Origin of the sequence: Tenacibaculum sp. A30 (assembly GCF_051200845.1) — a bacterium.
GTDB lineage: Bacteria > Bacteroidota > Bacteroidia > Flavobacteriales > Flavobacteriaceae > Polaribacter.
Map to the genome: position 1 here is coordinate 1,197,717 of NZ_CP195160.1, position 18,894 is coordinate 1,216,610.

Annotated in this window: 18 protein-coding genes; 14 read left to right on the top strand and 4 right to left on the bottom strand. The window is 34.1% G+C overall.

Going from position 1 to position 18,894, the window contains the following annotated elements; all coding sequences use genetic code 11:
- Window positions 1–8 precede the first annotated feature (8 nt).
- Genes ACR9ES_RS05685 through ACR9ES_RS05695 form a run of 3 tightly spaced genes read left to right on the top strand, consistent with a single transcriptional unit; the run spans window position 9 to window position 3,421 of the window.
- Complete coding sequence (locus ACR9ES_RS05685) at window positions 9–1,445, top strand: M20/M25/M40 family metallo-hydrolase (RefSeq protein WP_435255421.1); 1,437 nt, start codon at window positions 9–11, stop codon at window positions 1,443–1,445.
- A 3-nt stretch (window positions 1,446–1,448) separates the two neighbouring features.
- Window positions 1,449–1,808: a DoxX family protein gene (locus tag ACR9ES_RS05690; RefSeq protein ID WP_435255422.1), complete on the top strand. Its 360-nt coding sequence runs from the start codon at window positions 1,449–1,451 to the stop codon at window positions 1,806–1,808.
- Window positions 1,808–3,421, top strand: coding sequence for an amidohydrolase (locus ACR9ES_RS05695; RefSeq protein WP_435255423.1), 1,614 nt, complete (start codon window positions 1,808–1,810; stop codon window positions 3,419–3,421). Before ACR9ES_RS05690 ends, ACR9ES_RS05695 begins: the two co-directional genes overlap by 1 nt.
- 70 nt (window positions 3,422–3,491) lie before the next feature.
- On the opposite strand, the gene ACR9ES_RS05700 is transcribed toward ACR9ES_RS05695, so the two are convergent.
- Window positions 3,492–3,956 (bottom strand): hypothetical protein, encoded by a 465-nt coding sequence (locus tag ACR9ES_RS05700; RefSeq protein WP_435255424.1) that lies wholly within the window; start codon window positions 3,954–3,956, stop codon window positions 3,492–3,494.
- Between the two features lie 109 nt (window positions 3,957–4,065).
- On the opposite strand from ACR9ES_RS05700, the gene ACR9ES_RS05705 reads away from it, so the two are divergent.
- The 3 genes from ACR9ES_RS05705 (at window position 4,066) to ACR9ES_RS05715 (ending at window position 5,606) form a co-directional block, all read left to right on the top strand.
- Complete coding sequence (locus tag ACR9ES_RS05705) at window positions 4,066–4,404, top strand: DUF3703 domain-containing protein (RefSeq protein ID WP_435255425.1); 339 nt, start codon at window positions 4,066–4,068, stop codon at window positions 4,402–4,404.
- Window positions 4,405–4,642: 238 nt separating this feature from the next.
- Entirely contained in the window at window positions 4,643–5,182 is a 540-nt protein-coding gene (locus ACR9ES_RS05710; protein WP_435255426.1) for a sigma-70 family RNA polymerase sigma factor, read from the top strand.
- A 169-nt stretch (window positions 5,183–5,351) separates the two neighbouring features.
- Complete coding sequence (locus tag ACR9ES_RS05715; RefSeq protein ID WP_274634808.1) at window positions 5,352–5,606, top strand: hypothetical protein; 255 nt, start codon at window positions 5,352–5,354, stop codon at window positions 5,604–5,606.
- Between the two features lie 29 nt (window positions 5,607–5,635).
- Here the strand turns inward: ACR9ES_RS05715 and ACR9ES_RS05720 are convergent, their stop codons facing one another.
- Window positions 5,636–7,591: a YgiQ family radical SAM protein gene (locus ACR9ES_RS05720; RefSeq protein WP_435255427.1), complete on the bottom strand. Its 1,956-nt coding sequence runs from the start codon at window positions 7,589–7,591 to the stop codon at window positions 5,636–5,638.
- Between the two features lie 189 nt (window positions 7,592–7,780).
- On the opposite strand from ACR9ES_RS05720, the gene ACR9ES_RS05725 reads away from it, so the two are divergent.
- The 7 genes from ACR9ES_RS05725 to ACR9ES_RS05755 all read left to right on the top strand — a co-directional run bounded on the left by ACR9ES_RS05725 (window position 7,781) and on the right by ACR9ES_RS05755 (window position 14,797).
- Window positions 7,781–10,276 (top strand): zinc-dependent metalloprotease, encoded by a 2,496-nt coding sequence (locus ACR9ES_RS05725; protein ID WP_435255428.1) that lies wholly within the window; start codon window positions 7,781–7,783, stop codon window positions 10,274–10,276.
- A gap of 85 nt (window positions 10,277–10,361) precedes the next feature.
- Entirely contained in the window at window positions 10,362–12,281 is a 1,920-nt protein-coding gene (locus ACR9ES_RS05730; protein WP_435255429.1) for a CocE/NonD family hydrolase, read from the top strand.
- A gap of 219 nt (window positions 12,282–12,500) precedes the next feature.
- A complete protein-coding gene (locus ACR9ES_RS05735) occupies window positions 12,501–12,704 on the top strand; it encodes a DMT family transporter (RefSeq protein ID WP_435255430.1) in 204 nt (67 codons plus the stop codon).
- Between the two features lie 30 nt (window positions 12,705–12,734).
- Window positions 12,735–13,253 carry a DUF4833 domain-containing protein gene (locus ACR9ES_RS05740; protein WP_435255431.1) on the top strand — a complete coding sequence of 173 codons (519 nt, stop codon included), beginning with the start codon at window positions 12,735–12,737 and terminating at the stop codon, window positions 13,251–13,253.
- A gap of 156 nt (window positions 13,254–13,409) precedes the next feature.
- Window positions 13,410–13,559 carry a hypothetical protein gene (locus ACR9ES_RS05745; RefSeq protein ID WP_435255432.1) on the top strand — a complete coding sequence of 50 codons (150 nt, stop codon included), beginning with the start codon at window positions 13,410–13,412 and terminating at the stop codon, window positions 13,557–13,559.
- A gap of 189 nt (window positions 13,560–13,748) precedes the next feature.
- A complete protein-coding gene (locus ACR9ES_RS05750) occupies window positions 13,749–13,961 on the top strand; it encodes a hypothetical protein (RefSeq protein WP_435255433.1) in 213 nt (70 codons plus the stop codon).
- 17 nt (window positions 13,962–13,978) lie between these two features.
- Window positions 13,979–14,797 (top strand): DUF805 domain-containing protein, encoded by an 819-nt coding sequence (locus tag ACR9ES_RS05755; RefSeq protein ID WP_435255434.1) that lies wholly within the window; start codon window positions 13,979–13,981, stop codon window positions 14,795–14,797.
- 143 nt (window positions 14,798–14,940) lie between these two features.
- Here ACR9ES_RS05755 and aat read toward each other — a convergent pair whose 3' ends face one another.
- Window positions 14,941–15,564: a leucyl/phenylalanyl-tRNA--protein transferase gene (aat, locus tag ACR9ES_RS05760; RefSeq protein WP_435255435.1), complete on the bottom strand. Its 624-nt coding sequence runs from the start codon at window positions 15,562–15,564 to the stop codon at window positions 14,941–14,943.
- Window positions 15,565–15,887: 323 nt separating this feature from the next.
- Window positions 15,888–17,267, bottom strand: a complete 1,380-nt coding sequence (locus ACR9ES_RS05765) for a short-chain fatty acid transporter (RefSeq protein WP_435255436.1) — start codon at window positions 17,265–17,267, stop codon at window positions 15,888–15,890.
- A 66-nt stretch (window positions 17,268–17,333) separates the two neighbouring features.
- On the opposite strand from ACR9ES_RS05765, the gene ACR9ES_RS05770 reads away from it, so the two are divergent.
- The gene (locus tag ACR9ES_RS05770; protein ID WP_435255437.1) at window positions 17,334–18,890 is read left to right on the top strand and encodes an NAD(P)/FAD-dependent oxidoreductase; all 1,557 of its coding nucleotides are present in this window, start codon (window positions 17,334–17,336) and stop codon (window positions 18,888–18,890) included.
- The last annotated feature ends 4 nt before the right edge of the window (window positions 18,891–18,894 follow it).

Consider the following 18,894-nt stretch of genomic DNA (forward strand, 5'->3'; position numbering starts at 1 on the left):
TACCCTAAATGAAAAAACTAACCTTTTTACTTCTTACAAACATGGTTTTCTTTGCTTGTAAAACAGAACAAAAGCAAGACACACAAACTACAACCTATAGTGAAACAGCGTACAAACAAGACTCTGTTCAAATAAAACAATTATTTAGTTCTGCATTAACTGAAGGAAAATCTTATGAGTGGTTACGTGATCTAACTCAAAATATCGGAAGCCGTTTATCAGGATCTGAAGGAGCCGCTAAATCGGTAATTTGGGGAGAAAAATTGATGAAAGAAGTTGGTTTAGATTCTGTTTGGTTACAACCTATTATGGTACCACATTGGGTGCGCGGAGAAAAAGAAGTAGCTAATTATGAATTTAACGGAGAAAAAATCAATGTTCCTATTTGTGCTTTAGGAGGTTCAATTGCAACTCCAACTAGCGGAATTACCGCACAAGTTATTGAAGTTAAAAACATTGACGAAGCCAAAAATTTAGGAGATAAAGCTAACGGAAAGATTGTATTCTTTAACGGTGCTTTTGACAACACACTCATCAATACCTTTCAAGCTTATGGAGGTTGCGTAGGTCAACGCTATGGAGGAGCTTCTATAGTTGGAAAGTTTGGAGCAAAAGCAGTTATTGTCCGTTCTATGACCAACGGAATTGACGATTATCCACACACAGGTTCTATGGGATATGGTGATATTCCGAAGGAACAATATATTCCTGCTGCAGCTATTAGTTCTCGTGCTGCTGAAAACTTAAGCAAGCATTTAAAAGAAAACCCGAACTTACAATTTTACTTTAAACAAAGTTGTGAAAATCTTCCAGACACTCCTTCTCACAATGTTGTAGGAGAAATTAAAGGAAGCGAATATCCTGATAAAATTATGGTGGTTGGCGGACATTTAGATTCTTGGGATTTAGGGGAAGGCGCACACGATGACGGAACTGGAATTGTACAATCGTTAGAAGTTGCTTATTTATTCAAAAAGAACAACATCAAACCTAAAAACACCATCCGAATTGTCTTTTTCATGAATGAAGAAAACGGTTTACGTGGCGCTACTGAATATGCTCGTTTAGCAAAGGAAAATGGTGAATTACACATTGGTGCTTTAGAATCTGATGCAGGCGGACACACACCAAGAGGTTTTTCTATTGATGCAAATAAAAGAAACTTGCAATTAGTTCAAAGCTGGAAAAAGCTTTTAGCACCTTACGGATTACATGATATTACTGCTGGAGGTGGCGGTGCTGACATCGGACCTTTAAAAGACGACCATGTTACCTTAGTAGGTTACCGACCAGATTCACAACGCTATTTCGATTATCATCATGCGGCTACAGATACATTTGACAAAGTAAACAAACGTGAGCTTGAGTTAGGAAGTGCTTCTATGGCTAGTATTGTGTATTTAATGGATAAATATTTATACAACGAAGAAGCTTTAAAACCTTAACTCATGGATACTCTTATCATAGCATTAAGAATTATTTTCGGGATATTTTTTGCCTTTGCAGGGATTATGCACATTGTAAAACCTAAAATTTTCAATCGCTTTATTCCTAATTTCCTTCCCAAATTAATTATAAACTATATAGCTGGTTTATTAGAGTTGGCTATTGGTATCGGATTACTAATTAATCAAACTACCAAACAAGCAGCTTTAGCAATGTTTGTTTTAATGTTGCTTTTTTTGCCTATTCATATTTGGGATGTTTTTAGAGAAAAACCTGCAATTGGATCTAAGAAAATAGCCATTATACGAGTTCCTCTTCAGTTTTTGTTATTATATATCGCCTATTTAATTTACACACACTAATGAAAAAAGTATTATTTCCACTACTAACATTTAGCCTTCTATTTTCTTGTAAACCAAAAGAAAAAGTAGACACGTTAGTCATTAACGCAAATGCTTATACCGTAAATACTAATTTTGATAAAGCAGAAAGCTTTGCTATTAGAGATGGAAAGTTTTTAGCCATCGGAAACAATAAAGAAATTCAAGAAAAATACACTTCTTTAAACATTATCGATGCTAAAAACAAACCTGTTTACCCCGGGTTTATCGATGCACATTGTCATTTTTACGGATTAGGTTTACAACAACAGAAAGTAGACTTAGTTGGAACAGAAAGTTACGACGAAGTACTACAAAGGTTAATTGATTTTCAAAAAGAAAAGAATACAACCTACATCACAGGCCGTGGTTGGGATCAAAATGATTGGGAAGTAAAAGAATTTCCTACCAAAGAAAAATTAGACAGTATTTTCCCTAATACTCCAGTTGCTATTCGCAGGATTGATGGTCATGCAATGTTGGTAAATCAAGCTGCTATTGATTTAGCTGGAATTACTACCGATTCTAAAGTAGATGGTGGAGAGTTTATAAAAAAAGATGGTAAACTAACAGGAGTACTGATTGACAATGCGATGAATTTTATCAATAATCCAAAACCATCAAAAAAGGAGCAAATTCAAGCTTTAAAAGATGCTGAAAAAATCTGTTTTGATTTAGGATTAACCACCGTTGACGATGCTGGTTTAGACAAAGAAGTTATTGAGTTAATTGATAGTTTACAAAAAACGGGGGATTTAAAAATGCGTATATACGCTATGATTTCTAACAATCAAAAAAACCTTGATTACTACCTCAACAAAGGCATCATTAAAACTGATAGATTAAACGTTCGTTCTGTAAAGGTTTATTCCGATGGTGCTTTAGGATCACGAGGAGCTGCCCTTAAAGATGAATATTCTGACAAAAAAGGGCATTTTGGAGCTTTGGTTAACTCGTATGAGAACTTACAAAAAGTAGCTAAGAAAATCGCTGCTTCCGACTATCAAATGAACACACATGCAATTGGTGACTCTGCCAATTACGTAATGTTAAAAACCTACAACGAAGTATTAAAAAATAAAACTGATAGACGTTGGCGTATTGAGCACGCCCAAATAGTAGACGCAAAAGATTTTAATCTATTCAAAAATGTACTTCCATCTATACAACCAACACATGCCACTTCTGATATGTATTGGGCAGAAGACCGTATAGGATCAGAAAGAATAAAAGGAGCTTACGCTTTTAACGACTTGTTAAAAGAATACGGAAAAGTTGCTTTAGGAACCGATTTCCCTATTGAACATGTGAGTCCATTATATACTTTTTACGCAGCTACTATCAGAAAAGATTTAAAAGGGTATCCTGAAAAAGGCTATCAAATGGAAAATGCATTATCAAGAAAAAATGCCTTAAAAGGAATGACTATTTGGAATGCCTATGCTAATTTTGAGGAAAACGAAAAGGGAAGCATCGAAATAAGTAAAGTCGCTGATTTTATCATTCTTGATAAGGATATAATGACTATTGACGGAAAAGAAATTCCGAACACAAAAGTGATAGCAACCTATGTAAATGGTGAAAAAGTGAATTAAAAACAAGATTTTACTAAACAAAAGCGTCTTAGAAAATATTCTCTAAGGCGCTTTTATTTAATACAGAAATTTATTCTATATAAAATGTTCTATTTTGCGGAACATACACTATTTTATTTTGACAAATAGTAGCACAGCCTCCAGACTGCAAACATTTATAAATTAATCTACCACAAGAAATTTTTCCATCACAGCCTTTGGTAAATTCACTTGTACCTCCTTTACAAGTTACTTCGTATGCACTCTCTTCTACTCTTCTTTGTATCTCTTCTTCACTATCTAAAATAAAAAAATCCGCTTCAGCTTCAACAGATCCAAGGTACTTAATCGTATTATTCTTTTTATCATACTCAACATCTATGTATATGACATTTTCATCATTTGATGTTTGTATATCCATAGCAGCTACTTTAGAAAAAAACTCATCTGGACTCATTTTTGTATCCGTCAAAGTATCAAGAGATTCATTATCATTACAAGATACTAGACCTAATACCATAATTAATAATCCTAAAATAATCTTTCTTTTTTTCATAATAAATAAATTTTAAAGTTAGTTAAAACGCTAATTTAAAGTTTTTAACAAAAAAAAAAAATGCATCTTTTTTTACTTGATATAGTCTGATATATAAAATCAATATATCATGACAAGACTACAACGAAAGCAAGAATTTTATAATCAATTAATCTTAGCTAAAAAGGCACTTAAAAGCAATCGCTTTCAAGTGTCATTTTATCATTTAGAAAATGCTCATATATTGGGACAAAAACATGTATATAGGCATACTTTATCTCATTATTGGATGTTGATTTACGGAATAAAAACAAACAGTATCAAAGAAATTATTGGGCAGTTCTTTCGAACTATTGCTTCAATTTTATTTACCATAATTTGGGTTCCAGTAGGAAACACAGGAGGTTCAAATATTTCAGCAATTAAACCTATTCCTGTTAGAAAAGAGCTTCAAAAATATTTTTCGTAATCATGCATCTTTTTGCGCTGTTTTCAGTCTACTATACGAACCTAAAATATATATCATGAAAAATAACAATCAATGTACTTGTACTTGCGAAGGATGTAAAACAGGTGACTGCTCAAATTGCACATGTAACAACTGTAACTGTTAATTAAATCAACTTTTTAATATTTTGTCATTCTGAATAAAATGAAAACAACAACTATCATTTTACACAGAGTGACTTTTTTCGTAAATTTATATAATGACTACACAACAAGTTTGGACCAAATATGCTGATGATGTAAAACGCTTTATTTTAAGTAAAGTGAAGGATACTACTGTGACCGATGATCTCTTACAAGAAACCTTTGTAAAAGTTCATACCAAGCTTCATACTCTTAAAGATATTACCAAACTAAAACCGTGGATTTTCTCTATTGCTCGTAATACGATGATGGATTACTTTAAAAGCACCAATCAAACAGTTGATTTTGATATTTTTGAGGCGCAAACAGATGCAAAAGAGCATGAACATACCGAAAAAGATTGTCTTCGTGCAATCATACAAGATTTACCTAAAAAATATAGAGATCCTCTATTTTTATCAGACATCAAAGGCTTAAAACAGCAAGAAGTTGCTGATACTTTGAAACAAAATTTACCTACTACGAAATCTCAAATTCAACGTGCTCGTAAATTAATTGCTCAAGGTTTTATGGATTGCTGCGGATTATCTCTTAATGAAGACGGAAAACTGGTGGGAGAAATTCAAGATAAAGAAGATTGTAAAGTTTGTAAGTAAATTACACCCCTAAATTTTAATCTAAAACTCCGTTTAAAAAACAGTACTATTCATCATAATTCCCCATGTTTATTTCAAAACATCACACTAAAAACCAACACCTTACAAAACAGTCAATTTGTTTAACTCTTGATTTTTTCATATATTAAAGGAATTAAAAATTAAAATTATGACAGATCAAGAACAAAAAAGACTCGATACGATGAACGCCGTTTTGATAAAAATGGAAGACATTAAAAACACACAAAAAAGTTTAATCGAAAAAATCGGTGTGGTAGAAGTTCAATTATTTGACATCCAATCTAAAGATCTTGATAAGGAACTAGAAAAAGTTATGGTAAGAGCTTCTGATACCTTAACTATTATAAAACAAGCCTCTGAAGCTTTTGAAATGAAACGAAACCGTTTAGAAAACGAAGCATAAAAAAATCCGCTTTATAGCGGATTTTTCTTTTATCGTCTCTTCTTTTTAAAACCTTTGTTTTTTCTTCTTGAAGGTTTATCACTCTTCTTGTATGTTACCGTATCGTCAAACGTATTTTTGGCTTTTCTTGCCTTGTTTTTACGCCAAGAGGTGTCTTCTGGCAATAACTTTTTCAACAAATCGGTACGTCCAACTTTGTTCAGTGTATCTTTAATCCATTGTTTATTCTCCTTTTTATACCAAAAGAAAAACTTGTGCTGATCTTCCTTCTCTTTTCTAGTTTTCGGAGTTTTTACTTCTTTTAATGTATATGGATGATATCCGCTATAATAAATTACCGTAGCAACCGTCATAGGCGTTGGTGTAAACCCTTGAACTTGCTCTAACTGGAAGCCCATATCTTTCGTTTCTGCCGCCAAATTTGCCATATCTTCCGCCTCACAAGCTGGGTGACTCGAAATAAAATACGGTATTAACTGAAGCTTTAATTTCTTTTTTACATTAATACGGTCAAAACGTTCTTTAAATAAGTGGAAATATTTAAACGACGGTTTACGCATTAACTTTAATACAGGATCTGACGTATGCTCTGGTGCAACTTTTAATCGACCAGAAACGTGTTTAGTCATCACCTCTTCCGTATAAGCATCCAATTCTTTAGGATCTGCATTTTTATTGAATTCAGGAACTAACATATCATGTCGAATTCCACTTCCAATAAATGATTTTTTCACTTTTGGATGCGCATCAACTGCTTGGTATAACTTTGTTAAAGGCTTATGTGAAGTATCTAGATTACTACAAATTACAGGTGAAATACATGATGGAGCAACGCACTTGTCGCAAATCTCCTGAACCTTCCCTTTCATCTTGTACATATTTGCAGAAGGTCCTCCGATATCTGATAAGTAGCCTTTAAAATCATCCATCTGAGCAACTTGATCCACCTCTCTTAATACAGATTCTTGACTTCGGCTAGCAATAAACTTCCCTTGGTGTGCAGAAATAGTACAGAAACTACACCCTCCAAAACATCCACGGTGAATATTGATAGAAAACTTAATCATTTCAAACGCAGGAATTGGTCCACGCTTGTTATATTTTGGGTGTGGTAATCGTGTATATGGTAAATCAAACGAAGCATCAATCTCTTCTTCCGTCATGGTAGGAAATGGCGGATTTATCATCAACTTTTTATTGCCAACTTGTTGAAAAATACGACGTGCATATAATTTGTTCGACTCCTGCTCTATCACTTTAAAGTTAGATGCGTAGGCTTTTTTATCCTTCAAACAAGTTTCATGCGAACTGATTTCTACATCATCCCAATTCTTATTCTTTGGAACTTTTTCAGCTTCATCTAACAAAACAGCTGTTTGCTTAATGGTTTTTAAACTCGAAAACGGAACACCTTTTTGTAACAACTCAACAATTTCGCGTAGTGGTTGCTCTCCCATTCCATATACCAACATATCTGCCTTAGAAGTTTCTAAAATCGTTGGTAATAATTTATCAGACCAATAATCGTAATGAGTAACACGACGTAACGAAGCTTCAATTCCTCCAATCAATACAGGAACATCCGGAAACTTTTCTTTTAATATTTTAGAATATACTGAAGTTGCATAATCAGGTCTGAATCCTTTATCTCCGTTAGGCGTATAAGCATCCTTATCACGACGACGTTTACTAGCTGTGTAATTACTAACCATCGGATCCATACAACCACCTGTTACCGCAAAAAATAACCTTGGTGTACCTAACTTCTCAAAATCTTGCAAATTATCATGTACACTTGGTTGTGGAACAATCGCCACACGCAAGCCGTAACTCTCTAAAATACGCCCAATTACTGCAGGTCCAAATGATGGATGATCTACATATGCATCTCCACTGAATAGAATTACATCCAATTCATCCCATCCACGTAACTTAACCTCCTTATTTGTAGTAGGTAACCAATCTGAAACTCGTCTTATTCTCATGCCGTTGCAAAGGTACGTTAATTATCAATTACTTTTATATTTCATCTACAAACTCATCACAAGAAAATACCTATTATAGTTAATTCTATAAAGTCCTTTACACCTCACTTTTATCCTTTAACATTTAATTAAGATTCTATAGGAAGCAATTTCACTAAATTTCGCTCTTTATCAATCAAATAACTCACAATGACAAACAGATTACTCTCAACCTTATTAGTAATCATTTTCTCTTTTGGAATTTCTTTGAATGCTGAAGCTCAAAGAAAAAAGAAAAAAGACACTAAAAAAGAGGCTCCTAAAAAAGCAGAACCTAAAAAAGGAGGTATTCAACCTTACGGAAAAGTAGTTACCAAAGAACACAAAACCGACGAAGGGTTATTCAAAGTACACTCAAAAGACACTAACTTTTTATTTGAAATTCCTGATTCGTTATTAAATCGTGAAATGTTAATGGTTACCAGAATCGCCAAAACCGCTAGCGGAATTGGATTTGGTGGTGGTAAACAAAACACACAAGTATTACGTTGGGTAAAAAACAAAAAACAAGTTTTATTAAAAGTTGTATCACACAATGTTGTTGCTGATACTATTTTACCTGTTCACGAAGCTGTTGTAAACTCTAATTTTGAGCCTATTTTATTTGCTTTCCCTATTAAAGCATTTAGTAAAGATTCTACAGCTACTGTAATTGATGCTAGTCCTCTTTTTGAAGGTGATGTACAAGCAATCGGTTTTCCTCAAAGAAGCAGAAAGCAGTACAAAATTTCTAAAATGGATAAGACTAGATCTTACATCGATAGAATTAGCAGCTACCCTCAAAACATAGAAATTAGAAATGTTAAAACATATATTTCTGCAGCTCCTCCTTCAAATTCAAGTGTAGGTTCTGTTACTATGGAGTTAAGCAACTCTATGATTTTACTTCCTAAAACACCTATGAAAAGACGTTATTTTGATGAGCGTGTTGGGTGGTTTACCAGTTCTCAAACAGATTATGGTTTAGATGTTCAAAAAAGTAAATCAGTTACCTATTTAGACAGATGGCGTTTAGAAGTAAAAGACGAAGATTTAGAAAAGTTTAAAAGAGGTGAATTAGTAGAACCTAAAAAACAAATCGTTTATTACATCGATAGAGCTACTCCTCAAAAATGGCGTAAATACATCAAGCAAGGTATTGAAGATTGGCAAATTGCTTTTGAAGCTGCAGGATTTAAAAATGCTATCATCGCTAAAGATGCTCCTACTAAAGAAGAAGACCCTGATTGGAGCCCTGAAGATGTACGTTACTCTGTAGTTCGTTATTTAGCTTCTCCAATTCCTAATGCAAATGGACCTCACGTTAGTGACCCTCGATCAGGAGAAATTTTAGAATCTGACATTAACTGGTATCACAATGTAATGACTTTATTACACAACTGGTTTTTTGTACAAACAGCTGCAATCAATCCAGATGCAAGAGGAAATCAATTTAAAGATGAAGTTATGGGGCGCTTAATCCGTTTTGTTTCTTCTCATGAAGTTGGACATACTTTAGGATTGCCTCACAACATGGGAAGTTCTGTTGCGTATCCTGTAGATTCTTTACGTTCTGCTGAATTCACTAAAAAGAATGGAACTGCTCCTTCAATCATGGATTATGCTCGTTTTAACTACATAGCACAACCAGAAGACAAAGGAGTTGCTTTAATGCCTAATATTGGACCTTACGATAAATATGCTATCAACTGGGGATACAGACCAATCTTAGATAAATCAGCTAAAGATGAAAAAACAATCTTAAATCAATGGATTAAAGAAAAAGCAGGAAATCCTGTGTATAGATTCGGACACCAACAAGTTCGTAATATTATTGACCCTAGCTCACAAACAGAAGATTTAGGTGACGATGCCATGAAAGCAAGTGCTTATGGTATTAAAAACTTACAACGTATTTTACCTCGTTTAGAAGAGTGGACTACTAAAGATGGTGAAACTTACGAAGAGTTAAAAACTATGTACGGACAAGTAGTTGGTCAGTTCAATAGATATATGGGACACGTGAGTTCTAACATTGGTGGTGTATACGAATACTTTAAAACTGCTGATCAAGATGGAGCTGTTTATGTACACGTACCAAAAGAACATCAAAAAAGAGCTTTACAATTTGTAAACAACGAATTATTTAAAACTCCTACTTGGTTAATTGATGAAAATATCATCAGTAAAACACAACATTCAGGAATTATTGAACGTATCAGAAGCCTACAAGTACAAACTTTAAACAGAGTTTTAAAAACTGGAAGGTTAACTCGTATGATTGAGAATGAAACTTTAAACGGAACTAAAGCGTATTCTCTTATTGAAATGATGGGCGATTTACGTAAAGGTATTTGGAGCGAAGTATACGCTAACAAAACTATAGACCCTTACCGTAGAAACTTACAACGTGCGCATTTAGATCAATTAGACTTTTTATTAAATAAAGCGAAAGATCAAAAAGCACCAAGAAGTGATCGTGGTTACTTTAAACAAACCGCTGTTACGATTAATCAATCAGATATTAAACCTGTAGTTAGAGGCGAATTAAAACGTTTACAAAGAGATATTAAACGAAGTATTCCTTCTGCTCGTAACACGATAACTCGTTATCATTTACAAGATGCTGCTGATAGAATAGACAATATTCTAGAGCCTAACAAATAACATCTTCTTAATAACAGCAATCTACATCCTAGGTTGCTGTTATTTTTTATACTTTCATTCGCTACATAATCAACTACCTACGACAATGAAAAAAGCCTTAGCCTTATTATTACTTCTTGTTGTTTCCTTTTCAAGTTGCCAAAAAACAACAGTTAATAAAACAGAAACGACTGAAGACACCTACGTTAAAGATAATTACAATAAAAAAGAAGTAAAAATTACGATGAGAGATGGTGTTAAGCTACACGCTACCATTTACTCTCCAAAAGACACCAGTAAAACCTACCCTATTTTACTACAACGTACTCCGTATAGCTGTCAACCTTATGGAGAAGATGAATTCAGAAAAAAAATTGGCCCAAACCCTGTTTTGATGAAAGAAGGAAACATCATTGTATATCAAGATGTTCGCGGACGTTGGATGAGTGAAGGCGTGTATGACAACATGCGTGCTTACATTCCGAATAAAACAGAAAAACAAACCGATGAAACCAGTGATACTTATGATACTATTGATTGGTTAGTAAACAATGTGCCTAACAACAACGGAAATGTAGGTACTTGGGGAATTTCATACCCAGGACATTACGCTACTGTTTCTGCAATTGATGCGCACCCTGCTTTAAAAGCTGCTTCACCACAAGCGTGTATTGGTGATTTCTTTTTTGATGATTTTCACCATAACGGAGCTTTTTTGTTAAGTTATTTTAGAGCTATTTCTTTATTCGGAACTTACAAAGATCAACCAACTGATACTGCATGGTACTCATTCCCTGATATGAAAACTCAAGATCAATATCAGTTTTTCTTAGATAAAGGGCCTTTAAAAAACTTAAACGAATATTTTCAATACGATAAGTTAGACTCTAAAGTTGCTGAAAACAAAGAACGCATTGACGATTTCTTTTGGAAGGAAATTGTAGAACACCCTAACTACGATTCTGTATGGCAAAGTAAAGGAATCATTCAACATTTAGATAAAGTCCCTTCTACCGTAGCAACAATGATTGTAGGTGGTTGGTTTGATGCTGAAGATTTATACGGACCGTTAGAAACTTACAAAGGGATTGAAAAAAATCAACCAAATAACTACAATACCATTGTTTTCGGACCTTGGGATCATGGCGGATGGTCGAGAAATAAAGTAGCTAACAAAGTAGGCAACTACTACTTCGGAGATTCCATCTCGTTGAAATTTCAAAAAGAAGTAGAAACAAAATTCTTTAATCACTTCTTAAAAGGAGATGGCACTAAAAATTCTGGTTTGCCAGAAGCTTATGTATTTGACACAGGTAAAAAAACGTGGAAATCATACGATGTATGGCCTCCTGAAAATGCTCAAAAACAAACATTTTTCCTTTCAGAAAATCAAGAACTAACAGCAAACCAAAAAGGAAACAATAAAATTAGTTTTATCAGTGATATTAAACGTCCTGTTCCGTATTCTGAAGATATTAAAACAGTATTTACCCCTCGTAAATATATGACAGACGATCAGCGTTTTGCTGCTCGTAGACCTGATGTATTGTTTTTTGAAACGGATGTATTAACCGAAGACTTTACCCTTGCTGGCGATATTTTAGCCAAACTACAAGTAGCAACTACGGGTTCAGCTGCCGATTGGATTGTAAAGGTTATTGATGTGCATCCACACGATTTGAAAAACGACAATAAAGAAATGCAAACGCACTTAAAACTAAGCAACTACCATTTAATGGTACGTAGTGAAGTGATGCGTGGTCGCTTTAGAAATAGTTTTTCTAATCCTGAACCATTTACTCCTAATCAAAAAACAGCGGTGAGTATTAAATTACAAGATGTTTTCCATACGTTTAAAAAAGGACACAAAGTGCAAATACAAGTACAAAGTACGTGGTTTCCTTTAATCGATTTGAATCCGCAAACCTATGTAGACAATATTTACAAAGCAGACGAAGAAGACTTTAAAACACAAACGCATTCGGTATTTACCGATTCTAGTATAGAATTTACAGTGTTAAAATAACAACAAACTTTTTTCTATTTAAAAACTCACAACACTTAAGTATTGTGAGTTTTTTTTATTTTAGAATATATAACTCTAAATAACAATACGTACCTTTATCTTTAAATAATAATGTATTTTATGAACTGGTTTTATTTAATTATAGCTGGTATTTTTGAAATAGGATGGCCTTTAGGCTTAAAGCTTTCTCAAAAACGTTCAATATAAATTCTTAGGTATTTGTATGGCTACCAGTGGATATTTTTATGGTTAGCTCAAAAAACAATTCCTATGGGAACAGCTTATGCTGTTTGGACAGGTATAGGCGCTGTAAGTACTTTACTTGTTGGTATTATATTTTTAGGAGACTCAGCCAACATTTGGCGTCTTATTTCTGCATCATTAATTGTATTTGGAATAGTAGGACTAAAACTAGCCAATTAAATTATTATTTTATTCTTAAAAAAACTAACTGTGCCTAAAAAATATTTTTTCCTTCTTTTTTTAAACTTTCATTTTATAACATACGGACAAGAGAATTACCCTGTTCCTCCTAAAAACTCTAACAGCCTTTTTTACATACAACACAGCAATAATTTTAACACATATGTATACGATGTTAATCTTAAAAACTCTAAGTTAAACACCAAAAAGCCTATCAAAGAATACAGAATACTATATACCAAAAATGCTGAAGTTAAGCCTCTAACTCCAACACAAAAAAGGCTTGCTTATGGTATGGTATTGCTTAATGCAGATGATAATTCTTTTAAATTTAGGCTAGCTGCTTCTTCAAAACTTGTTTTTAATTTAGAGAAAAAAAACAATCGTTACAAAATTTTTGTAAACCATAATACAACAAAAATATACCTAGACAGAATGTTCTTAAATATTAATGGAACTGGTTTAAGTACTGAAATAAAATCGGTTATTCTTTACGGAGAAGACTACAACACCAATAAAAAAATTGAAATTAAAGTTGAAGACTTTTAAACGATAAAACAATCTTATATAAATCTAGACACAAAAATTGATCTTTGAGTTTAATTTAAAATACTAGGTGATAATCCCTCCTATTAGAACTTTTTAACGCTACTACAGGAGAGGTGATTCACACCATCCATTCGGGTAGTATACAAATGCTGACCGATGTATAACTGGAACCTACCTCAAACGGTGATGGAAGCAAAACCTGACCCTGCCTATTCTACTTGGGGTGGAGGCTCTGGTGTCGTAGTTGTTTACGGAATAGCCAAACCTGCTCAAACTCCACTTACTGGTCCTGTTAGTTGGGTTTAAAACCTATAATAACAAATAAGCGTCTGTTTTAAGGACGCTTATTTAACTAACCCTATTAAATTAAACTCTTAGTACTCTTTTTATTTGTTTATATTTGGAAAAAAGTACTATTATACCTCCATATCATTCGTATAAAAACACTAAAAGTACTTATATAAACAAGTTGCCCACAATTAAAACAAAACGTTTATGACATTTGAAAAAGCTCTAAAAATTAAAAACGAATTTAGCGAAGAGGTTTCCTCAAAGCTTTACAGGGTTTGTCCAAATCCTAAAACTGATTTCAAAGGATATAATGAATATCTTGTAGCTCTGCGAGAATTAAAAAACCTCATAGATGAAGATGCGAAAAAATACTCAACTAATTCTGACTTTGAAATTCTTGAAGGAAATAAATTCTAATTTAAAAAATATACTTTATGGATAACGGAATTGGAGTTGGAATTTTAATTGGTCTTACATTTGCATCGACAATATTTATAATTCGGTCAAATTACTTTACTTACTTACAAAAAGTAATACTTGGAATTTTATTCCTTTTTCCACCAGCTCAATGGATTTTGGCTATTATTTTGGGAGTTTGGAATAAACAAAATAACATTTCAATAGGACATAACATTGACAAAACAAATAGCCGAATTAAAGACCTTGAGAATTTTAAAAATCAAGGGATTTTAACAGAAGAAGAATTTGAGTTAAAAACTAACCAACTTATAGCAAAAAAGCAAAACGAATTCTTTGAAAAATCAGACGAGTATAAGTCCTTAAAGAAATTAAGAAATGAAAATATATTGACCGAACAAGAATTTCGAGAAAAAGCGGAATTACTAAAAACAAAAATATTAACTGAAGTAGAAAAATCGGATTCAAAAGAACCTGAAGAATTGAGAAAAGTACCAACTCAAAAAAAGGAGTTTAAAATTGCAACTGGTCGAATTGACAAAACTGAATTTAGAAAGAAATTCATTTATTTAGTGATTTTATTCATTATTAGCATTGCCATCACATTTTTGCCATATTTCAACTTATTATTGCTATTATATTGGACATTGACAATTCTTTTATTTGGCTATTCCATTTACTTAATAAAGCCTGCCGCAAGACGATTGCAAGATATGGAACTTAATGGTTGGTGGAGTTTACTATTTATTTATCCATTATTCGGAGTTATTCTCGGAATTTACTTGAGTTTAAAAGATGGAAAAGAAAAAAATAATATTGAACCAAAATATGAATAAATTAATAAAAATAACTGTGGGCAACAATGGCTATAAGTAATTGCTTGTTCTAGCCTACTTCTGAAAATCCTCGCGGATTTTCAGTTTGGTGTGTACTTGCAAAGTTAAGTGCGAAACCACGCAACTACTCATAGCCGAGACCGTTACAACCACTTCAAAAACTCCTCTCTAGGAATTTCTCTCGCGCCTAAACTTGCCAAATGGTCGTTATATACTTGACAATCGATGAGCTTGTAGCCTCCTTTTTGTGCTAAATGAATAAATGCAACTTTGCTCATATTGCTTGCTTTGCTAAACATACTCTCACCACAAAACACACCGTTTCCTAAATCTACTCCGTACAAACCTGCAACTAGTTTACCGTCTATCCATACCTCAATAGATTTTGCATAGCCTTTGTCGTGCAAGTTTATGTACGCATCTTCCATGTCATCGGTAATCCAAGTACCTAATTGGTCAAAACGATTGATGTGTCGGCAATTAAAAATCACCTCATCAAAAGCTTTGTTTTCCGTTATCGTAAAACCACCTTTTCGCAATACCTGTTTCATTGATTTGGAAATTTTCACTTCCTCAGGAAATAACACCATACGCTCCCATGGAGAATACCAAACAATCGGCTCCCCTTCATTAAACCACGGGAAAATTCCATGTTGGTAAGCATACACCAATCGTTCAGCCGATAAATCACCGCCCAAAGCCAGTAAACCATCATCAGTAGCCAACTCATACGGAGGAAACTCTATTTTTTCAGAAAGCCAAATCATTCGTTACATTCTTTTTTACAAAAATACTATATCCGTGAATTCAACATCAACGTTTTATTAATAAAAACGTGGTATAGTCGCCATCAGCGAAGTTCGTTGGCATTTCCTCAACACAACGAAACCATCAGCGAAGCTCGCTGATGTTTCCTCAACATAACGGAGCCATCAGCGTGACGCGCTGGCGTTTCCTCAACACAACGGAATCATCAGCGTGACGCGCTGGCGTTTCCTCAACACAACGAAACCATCAGCGTGACGCGCTGACGTTTCCTCAACACAACAAAACCATCAGCGTGACGCGTTGACGTTTCCTCAATAAACTCTTAAAACAAGGTAAGTCCTAATAAATAAATTACGCTACCTACCACCATTGCAATTAAGGTATAGGGTAAAATTTCTTTTGCTTTTAGTTTCGTAATTCCTAATAAGGGTAATGCCCAAAAGGGCTGTAACATGTTAGTTATTTGGTCTCCGTATGCTAGTGCCATAATTGCTTTAGGCAACGGAACCCCTAATTTTAATGCACTTTCTACCACAATAGGACCTTGTACAATCCACTGTCCTCCCCCACTCGGCACAAAAACATTAACCAAACCTGCACTAAAAAACGTAAATATGGGTAAGGTCGTTGCAGTTGCTATCGACACGAAAAAATCAGAAATTAAAGTAACCATTCCCGTACTTTTCATCACCCCCATAATACCAAAATACAATGGAAACTGAATTAAAATTCCGGAAACATCACTAATCGATTCTCCCACAGCATTGGTAAACTTTTTAAAACTTCCGTGTAGCATAATTCCTAATCCTAACATAAAAAAGTTAATTAGGTTAGGCGTAATTTTTAACTGCTGAATGTCTGCCCAATAACGATAACCAAACGCCACTAAAATCAGCACACCAAAAGCAATGGCTAACCTTTGAGAACTATCCAATCTTTCTGCTTGTGTGCTAACCTTTTCATCGGTATGCATTTGATATTCTGGTAAATTAATCGCTGTAGGAGTTGCTTTCTTTCCTAAAAAATAAAAGGTTGCCGATACCGCCGCTACTACCACGAAAAAAATCAGCAAATTCCACCAACTAAAAATCGTTTGAGAATAATCAATCACATCAGGTATTTGAGCTAAAACCTCATCCGAAGAAACCGATTGCATAATACTTTTAATATGTCCGCTTTCGTTAATTTTTATTGGTGCAGAACCTGAAATTCCACCATGCCAAACCATCAATCCCATATAACCCGCCGCTCCAATAATTGGATAATTTAGTTTGATATTGTGTTGTTGCGCATGTTCTGCTACTTTACGCGCCAACAAAGCTCCAAAAACGAGTCCTAGCCCCCAATTAAAAAAAGCTACCAACATGGTAGTACAACTTACAATGGCTGCACTATTTGCTGTGTTGGTACAGAATTTTGTTACTTTTAAAATTAAATTACTCACAGGTTTACTCAACACCAATACATGCCCTAATACCAAAATCAACATCATTTGATAGGCAAAAACGAGTAATCCGTTAGACCAAATTCCGTTTTCCCAAAATTGTAACACCTCTAAAGAATAGTTTACTACTGAGCTTTCTGCTGGTTTTGTAAAAAACAGTGCTAATAAAAGAGTTACCAGTGTTAATAATATAGCGATGGTAAAAGGTGAGGGTAAATATTTTTTAAAAACATTTTCTATAACCTGCGTAATCTTCATAGTTTAAAGTTTGATTTGCTAAAAATAATCAAATAGAATAAATAGTTTTTTACCTAGTTTTGCAATATGGTAAAAGAACTTCAATTACGTGTTAATCTAGTAGAAGAACGTAAAGACAATATATTACAGTTAAAAGCTGCTAAAAAACTAAGCATTAGTACTGCTGATATTACTAGTGTAAAAGTGTTGCGTAAATCGATTGATGCACGTAAAAAAGAAGTTGTTTTTAACTACAAAGTAGCGGTTTATATAAACGAACCTCAACCTGATACGCCTGATTATGTTTTTGAATATCAAGATGTATCGAATGCGAAAGAAATTCATATTGTAGGTTTTGGTCCTGCAGGAATGTATGCGGCACTTCGTTGTATTGAACTAGGGTATAAACCTATTGTACTTGAGCGTGGTAAAAATGTACAAGATCGTCGTAGAGATTTACGTGCTATTAACCAATTTCATGAAGTTAACCCAGATTCTAACTATTGTTTTGGTGAAGGTGGAGCAGGAACCTATTCTGACGGAAAGTTATATACCCGTAGTTTAAAACGTGGTGATGTTCGTAAAATATTTGAAAACTTAGTATATCATGGAGCTACCGATCAAATTTTGGTAGATGCGCATCCACATATTGGAACGAATAAACTTCCGAAGATTATTCAAAATATTCGTGAAACTATTTTAAAACACGGTGGCGAAATTCATTTTGAAACCCGTGTGACCGATTTTATCGTTAAAAACAATAAACTACAAGCTATACAGTTACAAAATGGTTCTGAAATGGCTGTAAATGCAGTGATTTTAGCTACTGGGCATTCGGCAAGAGATATTTACGAGCTACTCCATAAAAAAGACATTTTACTAAAAGCGAAATCGTTTGCTATGGGAGTTCGTGTAGAGCATCCGCAAGAAATAATTGATCAAATTCAGTATAGTTGTTCAAGTCAACGTGATGAATTATTACCAGCTGCTGCGTATAGTTTGGTACATCAAGTTGGAAACCGTGGAGTGTATTCTTTCTGTATGTGTCCTGGTGGATTCATCGTTCCTGCAGCAACAGCTAATGGTGAAGTGGTGGTAAACGGAATGTCGCCTTCGCGTCGAAATAACAAGTTTGCTAATTCAGGAATTGTTGTTGAAATTAATGTAGACAAAGACTTACCTAAGTATGAAAAATACGGAGTCTTAAAAGGCTTACAATATCAAAAAGATTTAGAAAAAATGGCTTTCAATGCTGGCGGGAGAAGTCAAGTTGCCCCAGCACAACGTTTAACCGATTTTGTGGAAGGCAGATTATCTTCTTCTTTAAATGATTGCTCGTATCAACCTGGATTGAATTCTTCACCGCTACATTCCTTACTTCCGAAGTTAATTGGAAGTAGATTACGCAAAGGTTTTGCGGCTTTCGGACAAAAAATGCACGGGTATTATACTGCGGAAGCAAACATTGTTGGGGTAGAATCTAGAACCTCATCTCCTGTAAATATTCCAAGAAAAGAAAACTTAGAGCATCCACAAATTGAAGGTTTATTTCCTTGTGGTGAAGGTGGTGGTTATGCTGGTGGAATTATTTCGGCTGCTATGGACGGTGAACGCTGTGCCGAAGCTGCCATTGCAAACCTATAAATTA